Source organism: Streptomyces sp. MK37H (assembly GCF_018035285.1).
GTDB classification, from domain to species: domain Bacteria; phylum Actinomycetota; class Actinomycetes; order Streptomycetales; family Streptomycetaceae; genus Streptomyces; species Streptomyces endocoffeicus.
Window position 1 is genome coordinate 1 of the sequence record NZ_JAAAYH010000218.1, and the last position, 15,178, is coordinate 15,178.

The window sequence follows — 15,178 nt, forward strand, 5'->3', positions numbered from 1 at the left end:
GCCGCCGCCTCGGCGCGGGCCCGGTCCGGTGCCCCGTCGAGGAAGGCGACGGCCGCGGCGACCTCGTACGGGCGCATCGCCGCGCCGCCCTCCGCCAGGGCGGCGACCGCCGCCCAGCAGAAGTCCGTGGCCCGGAAGAGCCACGCGTGCCACACCTCGTTGCGGTGCAGCAGCCCCACCACCGGCCCGGTGGTCAGCAGATCACCGCGCGGATCGTCCGCCGACGGGACCCAGGGGGCCGCCGGATAGCCGTGCGGCGAGGGGTGGCAGACGGGCAGCGCGCCGTCCGGGGTGGACACGGACGTCAGATAGCGGCACAGGCGGTCCACCCGCTGCCCGCCGCACCGCCCGATCCCGTCGAGCACCCGTAAGGCGTGCACGGCATGCGGCGGCTGGCTCACCGGGCCGCGCAGATCCGGATCCAGCGCATGGCCGTAGCCCCCGTCGGTCCCCAGGTACGCGGTCAGCGCGGTCTCGACCGACTCGGCGCCGCCGCCCAGGAAGTGATACGCGAATCTGCGCTGCTCCAGCACGCGGGCGGACAGCCAGACGAACCGCTCGGCGCGGGAGAGCACGGAGGACCCGGCCGGCCGGGCAGGCTCGGCGGACCCGGGTGTGGGCAAGGGGGACGACGACGGCGAGGAGGGGAGGCTTGCGGATCGATCCATGGACAGACCGTAGGCCGAGAGACACGGTCCGTAGGGGGCTCACGCACCGGTGCACCCCGGGAGCGCGATACTGGTCACATGCGGTTGACGGACTTCTGGCAGCGAATGGCGAACCACTTCGGCGAGGCGTACGCCGACTCCTTCGCGCGCGATCATGTGATGTCACAACTCGGCGGCCGGACGGTGCACGAGGCGCTGAGGGACGGCTGGGAGGCCAAGGACGTCTGGCGCGGGGTCTGCGCCGCGATGGAGATTCCCGAGAGCAGGCGCTGAGCGGTCTCCGGGCGCTCCGGGCGTATCAGCTTCCCGGGGTGGCCGGATTTCTTCGACCGGTGTACGCCACACTTGCTCCGTGGCCCCGACCGAAGAGACCCTCTCCTCCGACGCCGACGACAACCCGAGCGCCGCTCGGGCCTCCTCGGAACCCCCGCAATCCGCCGCGCGCATGCCGCGCTGGCTGCCGCGCGCCATGGTCCTCGCACTCGCGCTGGTGGCCTGTTACCGCCTTGCGACCTGGGCCTTCGACCAGCTGACCGGGCTGTTGCTGAACATCCTGATCGCGTTCTTCCTGGCGCTCGCGATCGAACCGGCCGTGGACCGGATGGCCGCCCGCGGCATGCGCCGCGGGCTGGCCACCGGGCTGGTCTTTCTCGCCATCCTCGTCGGCGCCGCCGGCTTCTTCACCCTGCTCGGCTCGATGCTCGCCGACCAGATCATCACCATGGTCCAGGACTTCCCGAAGTACCTCGATGACGTGGTCAGCTGGATCAACGACACGTTCCATACGCATCTGTCGCGTCTGGAGATCCAGGACAGCCTGCTGCACTCCGACTGGCTCCAGAGCTACGTCAAGAACAGCGCCGACAACGTGCTGGACGTCTCCGCACAGGTGCTCGGCGGGTTGTTCAAGACGCTGACGGTGACCCTGTTCGCCTTCTACTTCGCCGCCGACGGCCCCCGGCTGCGCCGCGCCCTGTGCTCGGTGCTGCCGCCGACCCGGCAGGTCGAGGTGTTGCGCGCCTGGGAGATCGCGGTCGCCAAGACCGGCGGCTACATCTACTCCCGCGGGCTGATGGCGCTGATCTCCGGTGTCGCCCACTACATCCTGCTGGAGGCCCTGGGCGTGCCCTACGCCCCGGCGCTCGCCGTCTGGGTGGGGCTGATCTCGCAGTTCATCCCGACCATCGGCACCTACCTGGCCGGGGCCCTGCCGATGCTGATCGCGTTCACCATCGAGCCCTGGTACGCGCTGTGGGTCCTGATCTTCGTCGTGATCTACCAGCAGTTCGAGAACTATCTGCTGCAGCCGAGGATCACCGCCAGGACGGTGGACATCCACCCGGCCGTGTCCTTCGGATCGGTGATAGCGGGCACCGCGCTGCTGGGCGCGGTGGGCGCGCTGATCGCGATTCCGGCGACCGCGACGCTGCAGGCGTTCCTCGGCGCGTACATCAAGCGCTACGACGTGACCGACGATCCGCGGGTGCACGGGCGCACTCGGCGGCGCGGAGTCTCGGCCCTCGCGCGGATGCGCGCCGCGTTGGTGCGGCGTGGTTGACACAAAAATCGAACATCCATTCTCATGGGAGCCCCGGCAGTTATCCACAGGCCGAGGACGTCAGGGCCGCTTGTCAGTGGCAGGCGCTAGCGTCTTGGACGTGAAGCGATCGACTCAAGCAAACCGGGTGGGACCCATGGCAGGAACCGACCGCGAGAAGGCGCTCGACGCCGCGCTCGCACAGATTGAACGGCAATTCGGCAAGGGCGCCGTGATGCGCATGGGCGACCGGCCGAACGACCCTATTGAGGTCATCCCCACCGGGTCGACCGCGCTCGACGTCGCCCTCGGCGTGGGCGGCCTGCCACGCGGCCGCGTGGTGGAGGTCTACGGCCCGGAGTCCTCGGGTAAGACGACCCTGACCCTGCACGCGGTGGCCAACGCCCAGCGGGCGGGTGGCACGGTCGCCTTCGTGGACGCGGAGCATGCCCTCGACCCGGACTACGCGCAGAAGCTCGGCGTGGACACCGACTCGCTGATCCTGTCCCAGCCGGACAACGGCGAGCAGGCGCTCGAGATCGTGGACATGCTGGTCCGCTCCGGCGCTCTCGACCTCATCGTCATCGACTCCGTCGCCGCCCTGGTGCCGCGCGCGGAGATCGAGGGTGAGATGGGCGACTCCCACGTCGGTCTCCAGGCCCGGCTGATGAGCCAGGCGCTCCGCAAGATCACCAGCGCGCTGAACCAGTCCAAGACCACCGCGATCTTCATCAACCAGCTGCGCGAGAAGATCGGCGTCATGTTCGGCTCCCCGGAGACGACGACCGGTGGCCGGGCGCTGAAGTTCTATGCCTCGGTCCGCATCGACATCCGTCGCATCGAGACCCTCAAGGACGGCACCGACGCGGTCGGTAACCGCACCCGCTGCAAGGTCGTCAAGAACAAGGTCGCACCGCCCTTCAAGCAGGCCGAGTTCGACATCCTCTACGGCCAGGGCATCAGCCGCGAGGGCGGTCTGATCGACATGGGCGTGGAGCACGGCTTCGTCCGCAAGTCCGGTGCCTGGTACACCTACGAGGGCGACCAGCTCGGCCAGGGCAAGGAGAACGCCCGCAACTTCCTGAAGGACAACCCCGATCTCGCCAATGAGATCGAGAAGAAGATCAAGGAAAAGCTCGGCATCGGGGTGAAGCCTCAGGACCCGGCCGCCGCGGAGCCCACCGCGGACGCGGCGGGTGCCGCGGGCGTGACCGCCGCCGCACCGGCGAAGGCCGTGGCCGCTCCGGCGGCCAAGTCCGGGGCGAAGGCGGCCAAGACCGCCGCGGCCAAGAGCTGATCCATGACACGGCGGACCGAATGGCCGGACGGCCCAGGCCGTCCGGAGCGCCCGGACCGTCCGGACAGCGGCGCCCCCTCCTTGTCGAGGGCCGAGCAGGGGCCGCCGCCGGGCCCGGAGGAGCAGGCGCGGGCGATCTGCCTGCGCCTGCTCACCGGGACCCCGCGCACCCGTAAGCAGCTCGCGGACGCACTGCGCACCCGGGGCATCCCCGATGACGCGGCACAGGAGGTGCTGTCCCGGTTCGAGGATGTCGGACTGATCGACGACGCGGCGTTCGCGGAGGCGTGGGTGGAGTCCCGGCACCACAGCCGGGGGCTCGCCCGGCGGGCGCTCGCCCGTGAGCTGCGCACCAAGGGCGTGGACTCCACCCTGATCGACGACGCCGTGGGCCAGCTCGACGCCGATCAGGAGGAGCGGACCGCACGCGAGCTGGTCGAGCGCAAGCTGAGGGCCACCCGTGGCCTGGACCGGGAGAAGCGGATACGCCGTCTCGCCGGGATGCTGGCCCGCAAGGGTTACTCCGAGGGGCTGGCGCTGCGTGTGGTGCGGTGTGCGTTGGAGGAGGAGGGCGAGGACCTGGAGCTGTTGGAGCACCATCTGCCTGACCTGTGAGCCGCAGCCCCCGACCTCTGAGAGGCCCGGAGGCTCCGTCTCGGGGCCGTGAGGGCGGGTGACGGCCCCTCAGTCCACCGGGAGGCCCGCCGCGCGCCACGCCTGGAAGCCGCCGATCAGATCGGTCGCCCGCGCCAGTCCCAGCCGGCGCAGCGAGACCGCGGCGAAGCTGGACGCGTAGCCCTCGTTGCACACCACCACGACCCGCAGATCGTGGTGGGTGGCCTCGGGCAGCCGGTGGTCGCACTGCGGGTCGAGCCGCCACTCCAGCTCGTTCCGCTCGACGATCAGCGCCCCCGGGATGGTGCCGTCGCGCTCCCGCAGCGCCGCGTACCGGGTGTCCACCAGCAGCGCGCCCTCGACCTGCGCCGCCGCGGCATCGAGGGGCTCCAGCCGGTCGAGTTCCTCGCGGGCCTCGGCCAGCAGCTCGTCCACGCTCCGCTTGGTCGTGTTGGTCGTGTTGGTCGTGCCCATCGCGTTTATCCCCACTCCTCGGGCCGCTCGACCTGCTCCAGCCGCAGCGTCTGACCGGTGCGGCTGTAGCGCCGCATGAGCGGCAGCGGCGGATAGTAGGCGTGCACCGACACCGCATGCTCGGTGTCGGACGGGTTGATCACCTCATGCACATGATGCGGTCCGAAGGCCCGGCCCTGCCCGGCGGGCAGCCGCCGTTCGCGGTCCACGCCGTCGGCCAGCTCCAGGGTCTTCCAGCCCTCGGTGGGCAGACGCGCGGCGAGTGACTGCTCGTTGAGCTCACCCGCCGCCGAGATGAAGGCGCCATGGGAGCCGCCGTGGTCGTGCCAGCCGGTGCCGGTGCCCGGAGGCCAGCCGATCAGCCAGGCTTCACTGCCGCCCGGTCCGTCGAGGCGCAGCCAGGTGCGGCCCTCCGGATCGAGCGGAAGGGAGGAGACGAGCTCGGCGTCGGCGGCGGTCCGGCGGGCGAAGTCGAGCAGTTCCGCGGCGCTGGGCGGGGCGACGGGACCGGATGCGGCGTCCGTGATGAGGTCCGCGGAAGGGCGCACGGGACTGGAAGGGGAAGTGCGTACGTCGGGCACAGAGAACCGTCCTGAATGATCGCGAAAGGGGCGCGGCCACGCCGCGCGGGAAAGAAGCGGATCAACAGGACGGACGACAGACACAGCCCGCGTAGCGGACCAGGTCCAGATGGACCCTCCGCCAGAAGCGAGGCAAGCAGGTGTCAGTCACGCTGCGAAGTGAATCATGTGCCGGAAAGGAAGGTCAACCTCACCGGCTCGGACCTGGATGCGCGCCCGGACCACGCACGCCCGGAGACGACCACGCACGCCCGCAGACGACCGACCGCGCCCGGACACGCACCACGCGCCCGGAGACGCGACCAGGCGCCCGAGCGCGCCCCGCTGAGCCCGGGCTTCCCGCACTACCGCCGCGCGCTCGCCTCCGCAGGGGCGCCCCTGGCCGCGTTCCCGCCCCGGACCGCGTCCGCGCACGCGTACAGCGCGCTCGGCCGCACCCCGGACAGCGCCGCGGCGAGATGGCCGTCCGGCCGCACCAGCAGCACGGTGTGCGCCGGGGCTCCCGGATACGCCTCGGTGACCAGCAGCTCGGTGCGCAGGGGCAGCGCCGCGACGGCCGCCGCCAGCCGCGGCATCAGCCCGGCGCGCATCCAGTGGCGGCGGTCCCACACCCCGGTGCCGGGGGCCACCAGCACCACCAGCAGCTCCCGCCCGAGCCGCTCCCGCAGCCGTACGACCGAACCGTCCGGGGCGGTCACCGGCACATCGGCGACCGGTGCCCCGGGCGCCGTACCCACCGTGACCGAGCCGTCCGGCGGCGCGGCAGGGGCCAGTGGCGAACGGTCGTAGACCGGCGGCGCGCCCAGCGGACCCCGCCCGAGGTGACCGTCGGTGAGCAGCGCGTCGTGCCCGCGCGCCCCGCCGGGCCGCACGGTGCGCCGTACCGCGTGCCAGCCGCCGGCCGCCCGCACCAGCGGCAGCGCCTGGTCCGCCGCGCGCAGCCGGGCCCCGACGGCTCCGCGCCGCTCCGCCTGATAGCTGTCGAGCAGGGCGTCCGAGGCCCCGTGGTGCCAGGCGAGGGAGAGTTTCCAGGCGAGGTTGTCGACGTCCCGCAACCCTTCCTCGAGCCCCTGGGTGCCGAGCGCGCCCAGCAGATGGGCGGCGTCCCCGGCCAGGAAGGCGCGCCCGACGCGCCAGCGCAGCGCGAGCCGGTGGTGCACGGTGTGCACGCCGGTGTCCAGCAGCTCATAGGGGGGCTCGGATTCGCCGCACCACCCCGCAAGGGTGTCGCGCACCCGCACCATCAGGGCGTCGGGGGTGACGAGATCGCGGCCGGGCGGCAGCAGCCAGTCGATCCGCCACAGGCCGTGCGGCAGCGGCCGGGCGGTGACCTCGGCGTCGATGCTGCGCCAGGGCGGGGAGCGGTGCAGCAGGGCCTCGCCGGGCCAGGGGAGTTCGGCGCGCAGCGCCGCGACGGCGTGCCGCTCCACCGCCGTACGGCCCGGGAACCGCACGCCCAGGAGCTTGCGGACGGTGGATCGCGGCCCGTCGCAGCCCACCAGATAGCTGCCCCGCCACCAGGTGGCCTGGGCGCCCCGGGTGCGCACCCCGACCCCGTGGTCGTCCTGCTCCAGTTCGTCGATCCGGGTTCCGGAGACGATCCGGACGAGGTCCTCGTCGCCCATGGCGGCCAGCGAGCCCCGCAGCGCCCGGGTGAGTTCGTGCTGGGGCAGATGCAGCGGTGAGGGCGCCGACACCGGTGCCGACTCGTCCTCCGGGGAGGGCGCGTCACCCTCGGGAGCGTCCATGGCCTCCGTAAGGCCGCCGTCCCAGCCGCCGGTGCCGCGCTCGGGCGACGGCGAACCGCCGAAGAGGCCACCGGGAGTGAGGGGCACCTGCCGCACCAGCTGCCGCCGCCGCATCGTGCGCCATCCGGTCCACGGCCGGGTGCGGGCGGTGACCCGGCAGCCCAGCCGCTCCAGCAGGGCGGCGGCGTCCGGGCGCAGCACGACGGTGCGGGCCAGACGGCTCTCCTCGGCTTCCGTGGACTCGTCCAGCAGGATGACGGGCACCTCGAGACGCGCGAGGGCGAGGGCCAGGGTGAGGCCGACCGGGCCCGCCCCGGCGACGATCACCGGGTCCACGGTGCGGTTCCTGTGGCCCTGCGGGTCGTACGTGACGTACGGAAATTGGCAGTTGAAACCCGGTGAGCGATCACAGAAAGCATGCAACCCACTGCCGCTGCCCGCGTCAAGCGACGAAGGGCGGTGGCGCGTGCGCCACCGCCCTGGTAAGGGTCTCGCTCATCCGCCCGGCCCCCGGACGGCGTCCGCCCGGTCCCCCGGACGGTCCCTCAGTTCGTCTTGGCCGCGGACGCGTCCGGAGCGGAGGTCGCGGACTGGTCGACGACATCGAGCGCGTCGGCGGCCGCGAGCGGCTGCCCGGCGTCCGCGACCCGGATGCCGGTCTTGGCACGCCGGCCGCGCCGCTCGATCCAGGTGGCGAGGGCGGAGAGGGCCAGGCACATCGCGATGTAGATGACACCGCCGACGATGATCACCGGGACATAGGGGTTCTCGTCGTTGACCACGATGTTGCCGGCCAGCTGCTGAAGCTGGAACAGCAGCTCCTGGTAGGTGATGACATAGCCGAGGGAGGTGTCCTTCAGCGTCACCACCAGCTGGCTGATGATGGTCGGCAGCATCGCCCTTACGGCCTGCGGCACCAGGACCGTCATCATGACCTGGGTCTTGCGCATGCCCAGGGCGTACGCGGCCTCGCGCTGGCCCCTGGGCACCGAGTTGATGCCCGCCCGCAAGACCTCGGCCTGGACCGAGCCGTTGTAGACGGTAAGGCCGATGACCAGCGCCCAGAAGCCGGTGTTGTCACCGCTGAGCCCCAGGTCCGAGCGGTAGGTCAGGAAGAGCACCCACAGCACGTAGATGGTGATCAGCAGCGGGACGGCCCGGAACAGCTCGATGAAGCCGGTCGCGAACCAGCGGACGGGCTTGTGGTCCGAGAGCCGGCCGACGGCCAGCAGCACACCGAGGGCGAGGGAGAGGACCGCCGCGACCGCGAACACCTTCAGGGTGGTGACCACACCGTCGCGGATGCTGGTCCGCACCCCCGCGTAGTTGAAGATGTCCCACATCTCGGGCGCGAACTGACCCTTGGCGTTCAGCCGCACCACCGCGAAGACGATCAGCCCGAGGACGGCCAGGCCGCCGACCACGGAGAAGATGCGGTTCCGGACGCGGGCCTTGGGGCCGGGGGCGTCGTACAGGACGCTCGAGCTCATCGGGCCACCTCCAGGCGGTTCTCCAGCAGCCGGAAGAGACCGCTGATGGCGAACGTGATGACCAGGTAGCACAGCGCGATCCACAGGAAGATCCAGCCGATCGCGAAGCCCTTGTCACTCAGCAGCTTCGAGACATTGAACAGTTCGGTGTTGCTGAATGCCCCGGCGATGGCCGAGTTCTTGGTGAGCGCGATGAAGATGCTGCTCATGGGGGGAATCACGGACCGGGTGGCCTGGGGGAGGACGATCAGCCGGAGGGTCTGGAAGAAGGTCATCCCCAGGCTGCGGGCGGCCTCCGCCTGGCCGAGCGGCACGGTGTTGATACCGGACCGCACGGCCTCGCAGACGAAGGACGACGTGTAGCAGCCCAGCGCCATCATGGCGAGGACGAAGGGGCTCGTCCCCGGGAAGAAGATCTGCGGGATCACGAAGAACGAGATCAGGAACAGCAGGGTCAGCGGGGTGTTGCGCAGCAGGGTGACCCAGGCCGTCCCGAACGCCCGCAGCGGCGGTATGGGCGACACCCGGAAGCCGGCTATGACGACGCCCAGCACGAGGGCCAGCGCCGCACTGGCCGCCGTGATGGAGAGGGTTCCCAGGAACCCCTCCCGGAACTGGGGCAAATGATCGAGAAGTACGTTCATCGATTCTCCGCGGTAGCGGTCAGGTCAGCGGCGTGCGGAGCGCACCGGCTTCGAGGCGAACGGGTGAACAGGTGAACGGGCGGACGAGCGAACGTGCCCGTCGGGGAACCCTGCTCAGTAGCGCGGCAGGGGCGTCTTCGGCGCGACGTAGGAGGAGCCGGACTTGCCGAGCGTGCCTTCGTACGCCTTCTTGTAGTCGCCGTTCTTGATGTGCTTCTCGAGCGAGTCGGTGATCGCGTCGCGGAGCGCCTTGTCGTTCTTGTCCATGCCGACGCCGTACGGCTCCTCGGTGAACGGCTTGCCGACCACGTACAGCTTGCTCGGGCGCTGGGCGGCGTAGCCCTTGAGGATGGCGTCGTCGGTGGTGACCGCGTCGACCTGGCCGTCGAGCAGCTGCTTGACGCAGAGCGAGTACTTGCTCAGCTCGGTGGTCTTGGCCCCGTACTTCGGCTTCTTGATCTCCTGGAGCGGGGTGGAGCCGACGATCGAGCAGACCTTCTTGCCCTTGATGCTGTCCGGGCCGGTGATCTTGCCCTTGTCCTCCTTGCGGACCAGCAGGTCGGCACCGGCTGTGAGGTACGGGCCCGCGAAGCCGACCTGCTTCTTGCGCTCGTCGTTGATGGTGTAGGTGCCGACGTAGTAGTCGACCTGGCCCTTGGAGATCGAGGTCTCGCGGACGTTGGAGTCCACCGTCTTGAAGCTGATCTTGTCCGCGGAGAAGCCGAGGTCGGCGGCGACCATCTTGGCGATCTCGATGTCGAAGCCGGAGCGCTTGCCCTCGGTGTCCTGGAACCCGAGGAAGGGCTGGTCGGCCTTGGCGCCGATGACGATCTTGCCGCGCTTCTGCGCCGCTTTCAGGGTCGGCGAGTCGATCTTCACGTCCTTCGCGACCGTGTAGTCGCCGCTGAAGACCTCGCCGCCCTTCGGCTTGTCCCCGGCGGTGCCCTTCTCGCCGCCACAGGCGGTCGCCGTCGCGGCCAGCGCGAGAACCACCGTGGCCGCCGCGGCCGTCTTACGAATCCTCATGGTGCCCATCCCTCTGTGTTCAGTACGTGGTTCACATACGCAGTGGCGAACGTGGAGCGGTCTGCCGGCCCAAGCGCGGGCCCGGCGGGCTCAGCGGGCTCAGTGGTGAAGGATCTTCGACAGGAAGTCCTTGGCCCGGTCGCTGCGGGGGTTGTTGAAGAACTGCTCCGGCTCGGCCTCTTCGACGATCCGGCCGTCGGCCATGAAGACCACCCGGTTCGCCGCGGAGCGGGCGAAGCCCATCTCATGGGTGACGACGACCATCGTCATGCCGTCCCGGGCGAGCTGCTGCATGACCTCCAGCACCTCGTTGATCATCTCCGGGTCCAGCGCCGAGGTCGGCTCGTCGAAGAGCATCACCTTCGGGTCCATGGCCAGGGCGCGCGCGATCGCCACGCGCTGCTGCTGGCCACCGGACAGCTGGGCGGGGTACTTGTCCGCCTGGGCGCCGACGCCGACCCGGTCGAGCAGCGTGCGGGCCTTCTCCTCGGCGGTCTTCTTGTCCGACTTACGGACCTTGATCTGGCCCAGCATCACGTTCTCGAGCACCGTCTTGTGCGCGAAGAGGTTGAAGGACTGGAAGACCATGCCGACGTCGGCACGCAGCCGGGCGAGCTCCCTGCCCTCCTGGGGCAGCGGCTTGCCGTCGATCGTGATGGAGCCGGAGTCGATCGTCTCCAGCCGGTTGACCGTGCGGCACAGCGTCGACTTCCCGGACCCGGACGGCCCGATGACGACGACCACTTCGCCGCGGCTGATGGTCAGGTCGATGTCCTGGAGCACATGCAGCGCGCCGAAGTGCTTGTTGACTCCTGACAACGCAACCAACGCGTTCGCCACCGGTGCGGCGTCCTTGGTCACCGATACTTCGCTCATCGGCGTCTCGCTCCGTCCTCCTCGGTTGGGAGGACACTAGTGAGCGCCCGCGACCAGCGTCATTACATCTGAGCTGAAATTGAGGATAACGATATGGCCGCGACGCGACACTCTGCGTGAACGGGACGACGCGCGCCGTACCGGCTGCGTAACGGAAACCAGTGTGTGACCGAATGCTCTTGACGGCTGCCCGTCGATCGGGGTGGATGCCCTGTGGCCATGTTCGTGGCCGCATTCGAAGACATGGTGACGGGGACGCGTACGGGGCGCGTCTCCCCTGATACGGAAAGGTGGCGGAGGGGCCGGTGAGACTGCTGCTCGTGGAGGACGACAACCATGTCGCCGCGGCACTGTCCGCCATGCTCTCGAAGCACGGTTTCGAGGTCACCCACGCCCGCAGCGGCGAGGAGGCGCTGCAGGCGCTGCTGCCGGACTCCGGCGCCCCCTTCGGCGTCGTCCTCCTCGACCTCGGCCTGCCCGACCAGGACGGTTTCGAGGTGTGCGGCAAGATCCGCAAGCGCACCGCCACCCCCGTGATCATGGTGACGGCGCGCGCCGATGTGCGCTCCCGCATACACGGGCTCAACCTCGGCGCCGACGACTATGTGGTCAAGCCGTACGACACCATGGAGCTGCTCGCCCGGATCCACGCCGTCAGCCGCCGCACCGCCGCCCATGACCCGGGCCATGGCCCCGAGGAGAGCCCGGACGGCTCCCATCCGCCGCTGCGGCTCGGCCCGGTGACCATCGAGCTGCCCACCCGCCAGGTCTCCGTCAACGGGACGACCGTTTCGCTCACCCGTAAGGAGTTCGATCTGCTGGCCCTGCTCGCCCAGCGCCCCGGTGTCGTCTTCCGCCGGGAGCAGATCATCAGCGAGGTCTGGCGCACCAGTTGGGAGGGGACGGGGCGCACCCTGGAGGTCCATATCGCCTCCCTGCGCTCCAAGCTGCGGATGCCCGCCCTGATCGAAACGGTGCGCGGGGTGGGCTATCGCCTCGTCGCCCCGGCCGGCTGAGCGACCGGGACTCCCTCGGTGCGCACTCGGCTCCTCCCGCTCCTCATCGTCCTCATGGCGGGCGTGCTCCTCGCGCTCGGCTTCCCGCTCGCGGGGAGCCTGGCCGCCCGGGAGCAGCAGCGCGTGGTCGTCGACCGGATCGACGACACCGCGCGCTTCGCCGCGCTCGCCCAGTTCGTCACCGCCGGGCCCACGGGGGCGGTCGGCGCCGAGGGGAACGAGCGGCTGGACACCCTGCGCGCCGAGCTCAAGCGCTACCACGACCTGTACGGCATCCGGGCCGGGGTCTTCTACCGGGACCGGGACGCACCACCCATGGCCGAGGCGCCCGGCGGCTGGCGGCTGCCGGACACGGGCGAGAGCGCCCAGGCGTTCGACGAGGCCCTCGCCGGGCGCCGCAGCCACGATCCGCCCCAGGTGTGGCCCTGGCAGCGGGGCAGGCTCACCGTGGCCTCTCCCGTCGTCCGCGACGGGGACGTGGTGGCCGTCGTCGTCACCGACTCGCCCACCGGCCAGATGCGGTCGCGGATCCTGCACGGCTGGCTGGTGATCGGCGGGGGCGAATGCGCCGCGATGTTGCTGGCCGTCGGCGCCGCCTTCCGGCTCACCGGATGGGTGCTGCGGCCCGTGCGCGTCCTGGACACCGCGACCCATGACATCGCGACCGGGCGGATGCAGTCACGCGTCGCGGCCGCCTCGGGGCCCCCGGAGCTGCGGCGGCTGGCCCGCTCGTTCAACGAGATGGCCGACAACGTCGAGCAAGTCCTGGAGCAGCAGCGGGCGTTCGTGGCCGACGCCTCCCACCAGCTGCGCAACCCGCTCTCCGCGCTGTTGCTGCGCATCGAGCTGCTGGCGCTGGAGCTGCCGGACGGCCATGAGGAGATCGCCTCGGTGCGGGCGGAGGGCAAGCGCCTGGCCAGCGTCCTGGACGATCTGCTCGACCTCGCCCTGGCCGAGCACTCCGCCGCGGATCTGCGGCTCACCGATATCGCGGAGCTGGCCACCGACCGGGTGGACGCCTGGCTTCCGGTGGCCGAGCGGGAGGAGGTCGGGCTCGCCTACACCGGCCCAGCGGCCATCACCGGCTGGGCCGACCCGGTGGCCCTGTCCAGCGCACTGGACGCCGTCGTCGACAACGCCCTGAAGTTCACGCCCGAGGGGTCGCATGTGGAGGTCTCGGCGCGCGCGGAGGGCGACACCGTGGCGATCGTCGTCGCCGACGGCGGCCCGGGCCTCACCGAGGACGAACTCGCCCGCATCGGCGACCGCTTCTGGCGCAGCAGCCGCCACCAGAACGTCTCGGGCTCGGGCCTGGGCCTGTCCATCACCCGCGCGCTGCTCGCGGCGGGCGGGGGCACGATCGACTACGCGCCCAACGAGCCCCGTGGTCTGCGCGTGACCATTACGGTGCCGCGGACGGGGCCCGGTGAGACCGTGCCGACCGTAAGGACGTGACGCGGGCTGGTGCGGACCGTGACGCGGGCCGTAAGGACGTGACGCGGGCTGGTGCGGACCGTGACGCGGGCCGTAAGGACGTGAGGCGGGCTGTGCGGACCGTAAGACCGCTCGCCGCTCAGTCCCGGGGCTTGCGCCAGACGATGCTGTAGCGCCACAGGACGTGACGGCGGTACCGCGAGCCGGGCAGGAGCTCGGCGGTCAGTGCCCGCATCTCCGGGTAGGTCACCGGCGGTGGCCACACGACGGGGGACGGGTGGTGCCAGTGCCCTTTCCTGGCGCGGTGGACGGTACCGACGGCGATGGCGGCGAGGATGCGCGGCAGATCCCTGGGCATGGAGTTCCGGGCGAGACCGACGACGGCCAGGACCCCGCCGGGCCGCAGCAGGTCGCGCATACGGGCCAGCCCGGTGGCGGCGTCCATGTGGTGCAGGGCGGCCACCGACGCGAGGACGTCGAACGAGGCGGGTTCGAAGGGATGACTCAGGAAGTCGCCGAGGACGTAGTCGACGTCGTCCTTGTACGCACGTCCCTGATCGATGCCGGCAGCGTCGAGGTCGATCCCGGTGACGTGCGGCACGGTCCTCCGGAGCTCGCGGGCGAGCATGCCCTCGCCGCAGCCGACGTCGAGGGCGCGCTGGGCGCCATCGGGGACCGCGTGGAGGATGCGGGGGTGGTAGTGGATGTTGTGGTTCCACCGCCTGCCGTTCTTCACTGTCATGTGAAGATCCTGCCGGACCAGGCCCCGGTCGTTGGCCGGATCGAGGCGGCAGCGGTGCCGGACTACGGCTTGACCGAGCGGTAATAGCGTGCCGCGCCCTTGTGGAGGGCGAGGGGATCGGTGAAGACGGCGGTCCGCAGGTCCACCTTCTGGGCGGCGTGCACCTTCGCCCCGATGCGGTCCCGGTTCTCTATCACCGTGCGGGTGACGCCCTCCGCCAGATCGGGGGCCACCCGGTCCGTGGTGACCAGGAGGTTCGGTACGGCGATCGTCTTGACCGGCTCCGGCCTGCGTATCTCCTCGTACGCGTCGGCGGGCACGGTGGCCGCCCGGTAGTAGCGCGTCACCCCGCCCTGCCGGTGCAGCGGGCCGGTGAGGTCGCCGAGCTGGACGAGTCGGATCGGGTAGGCGTGGGCCAGGGTGCGCACCGCGGTGGTCGGCAGGCCGCCCGACCAGAAGAAGGCGTCGAGCTTGCCCTGCCGCAGCAGCTTCGGCATGGCGTCGATGCCGACCCGCTCGGCCCGGATGTCCCGGTCGAAGTCGAGCCCGGCGGCCTTGATCAGCGCCCGGGTGATCAGCTGCACGCCGGAACCGTCGTCGCCCACCCCGACCCGCAGATGCTTCAGATCGTGGGCCGACCGTACCGACGAGCCCCTCGGCACGACCAGCTGCATGTAGTCGTCGTACAGCCGGGCGCAGGCCCGCAGCCGCCCCGATCCCTCGCCCTGGTAGGCGGCGACGGCGTCGGTGGCGGCGATGGCGAAGGTGGCCCTGCCCCGGGCCAGCCGCTCGACGTTGTCCGGGGACCCCCTGGACTGCTCCAGCCGCACATCGACATCGGGGAGGTCCCGGGCGAGGTCCTGCTCGAGCATCCGGCCGTAGGTGTCGTAGACCCCGGTGGAGACCCCTGTCGCGAACGTCACCCGGCCGCTGGGCGAGGGGCCACCGCCCGACGCCAGCAGCCACCACAGCAGTAGCCCGAGGGCGACGAGGCCCGCGGCGGCGGACTGCAGGGCACGGCGCCGGTCCA

At 70.9% G+C, this 15,178-nt stretch carries 17 protein-coding genes; 6 read left to right on the plus strand and 11 right to left on the minus strand.

What is annotated here, in order from left to right; translation table 11 throughout:
• The coding region (locus tag GWI24_RS26730; RefSeq protein WP_210948460.1) for a hypothetical protein at positions 1-668 on the minus strand (668 nt) is incomplete at its 3' end.
• 78 nt (positions 669-746) lie between these two features.
• On the opposite strand from GWI24_RS26730, the gene GWI24_RS26735 reads away from it, so the two are divergent.
• From GWI24_RS26735 to recX, 4 genes are all read left to right on the plus strand, one after another.
• Positions 747-941 (plus strand): DUF3046 domain-containing protein, encoded by a 195-nt coding sequence (locus GWI24_RS26735; protein ID WP_020868025.1) that lies wholly within the window; start codon positions 747-749, stop codon positions 939-941.
• A gap of 79 nt (positions 942-1,020) precedes the next feature.
• On the plus strand, positions 1,021-2,226 hold the full coding sequence (locus GWI24_RS26740; RefSeq protein ID WP_210948461.1) for an AI-2E family transporter: 1,206 nt from the start codon (positions 1,021-1,023) through the stop codon (positions 2,224-2,226).
• Between the two features lie 136 nt (positions 2,227-2,362).
• On the plus strand, positions 2,363-3,502 hold the full coding sequence (recA, locus tag GWI24_RS26745; RefSeq protein ID WP_210948462.1) for a recombinase RecA: 1,140 nt from the start codon (positions 2,363-2,365) through the stop codon (positions 3,500-3,502).
• A 3-nt stretch (positions 3,503-3,505) separates the two neighbouring features.
• Positions 3,506-4,117: a recombination regulator RecX gene (gene recX, locus GWI24_RS26750; protein WP_210948463.1), complete on the plus strand. Its 612-nt coding sequence runs from the start codon at positions 3,506-3,508 to the stop codon at positions 4,115-4,117.
• Positions 4,118-4,186: 69 nt separating this feature from the next.
• Here the strand turns inward: recX and GWI24_RS26755 are convergent, their stop codons facing one another.
• The 8 genes from GWI24_RS26755 to GWI24_RS26785 all read right to left on the minus strand — a co-directional run bounded on the left by GWI24_RS26755 (position 4,187) and on the right by GWI24_RS26785 (position 10,956).
• Positions 4,187-4,591, minus strand: coding sequence for a rhodanese-like domain-containing protein (locus GWI24_RS26755; protein WP_210948464.1), 405 nt, complete (start codon positions 4,589-4,591; stop codon positions 4,187-4,189).
• A 5-nt stretch (positions 4,592-4,596) separates the two neighbouring features.
• Positions 4,597-5,139, minus strand: a complete 543-nt coding sequence (locus GWI24_RS26760) for a cysteine dioxygenase family protein (protein ID WP_210948465.1) — start codon at positions 5,137-5,139, stop codon at positions 4,597-4,599.
• A gap of 94 nt (positions 5,140-5,233) precedes the next feature.
• The gene (locus GWI24_RS46950; protein WP_309471148.1) at positions 5,234-5,323 is read right to left on the minus strand and encodes a putative leader peptide; all 90 of its coding nucleotides are present in this window, start codon (positions 5,321-5,323) and stop codon (positions 5,234-5,236) included.
• Between the two features lie 193 nt (positions 5,324-5,516).
• Complete coding sequence (locus tag GWI24_RS26765) at positions 5,517-7,256, minus strand: FAD-dependent monooxygenase (protein ID WP_210948466.1); 1,740 nt, start codon at positions 7,254-7,256, stop codon at positions 5,517-5,519.
• Between the two features lie 209 nt (positions 7,257-7,465).
• Positions 7,466-8,410, minus strand: a complete 945-nt coding sequence (locus GWI24_RS26770) for an amino acid ABC transporter permease (protein WP_210948467.1) — start codon at positions 8,408-8,410, stop codon at positions 7,466-7,468.
• Positions 8,407-9,054, minus strand: coding sequence for an amino acid ABC transporter permease (locus GWI24_RS26775; protein ID WP_020868017.1), 648 nt, complete (start codon positions 9,052-9,054; stop codon positions 8,407-8,409). The genes GWI24_RS26770 and GWI24_RS26775 overlap by 4 nt, the downstream gene beginning before the upstream one ends.
• A 114-nt stretch (positions 9,055-9,168) precedes the next feature.
• The gene (locus GWI24_RS26780; RefSeq protein WP_210948468.1) at positions 9,169-10,080 is read right to left on the minus strand and encodes a glutamate ABC transporter substrate-binding protein; all 912 of its coding nucleotides are present in this window, start codon (positions 10,078-10,080) and stop codon (positions 9,169-9,171) included.
• Positions 10,081-10,179: 99 nt separating this feature from the next.
• Complete coding sequence (locus GWI24_RS26785) at positions 10,180-10,956, minus strand: amino acid ABC transporter ATP-binding protein (RefSeq protein ID WP_210948469.1); 777 nt, start codon at positions 10,954-10,956, stop codon at positions 10,180-10,182.
• Positions 10,957-11,261: 305 nt separating this feature from the next.
• On the opposite strand from GWI24_RS26785, the gene GWI24_RS26790 reads away from it, so the two are divergent.
• Together GWI24_RS26790 and GWI24_RS26795 are read left to right on the plus strand one after the other, a co-directional pair.
• Positions 11,262-11,972, plus strand: coding sequence for a response regulator transcription factor (locus GWI24_RS26790; protein ID WP_210948470.1), 711 nt, complete (start codon positions 11,262-11,264; stop codon positions 11,970-11,972).
• A gap of 18 nt (positions 11,973-11,990) precedes the next feature.
• Positions 11,991-13,427 (plus strand): ATP-binding protein, encoded by a 1,437-nt coding sequence (locus GWI24_RS26795; RefSeq protein ID WP_210948471.1) that lies wholly within the window; start codon positions 11,991-11,993, stop codon positions 13,425-13,427.
• Between the two features lie 118 nt (positions 13,428-13,545).
• On the opposite strand, the gene GWI24_RS26800 is transcribed toward GWI24_RS26795, so the two are convergent.
• Both GWI24_RS26800 and GWI24_RS26805 read right to left on the minus strand, forming a co-directional pair.
• Positions 13,546-14,148: a bifunctional 2-polyprenyl-6-hydroxyphenol methylase/3-demethylubiquinol 3-O-methyltransferase UbiG gene (locus GWI24_RS26800; protein WP_210948472.1), complete on the minus strand. Its 603-nt coding sequence runs from the start codon at positions 14,146-14,148 to the stop codon at positions 13,546-13,548.
• Between the two features lie 62 nt (positions 14,149-14,210).
• Positions 14,211-15,178, minus strand: a 968-nt coding sequence (locus GWI24_RS26805) for a TAXI family TRAP transporter solute-binding subunit (protein ID WP_210948473.1), incomplete at its 5' end; no start/stop codon positions are given.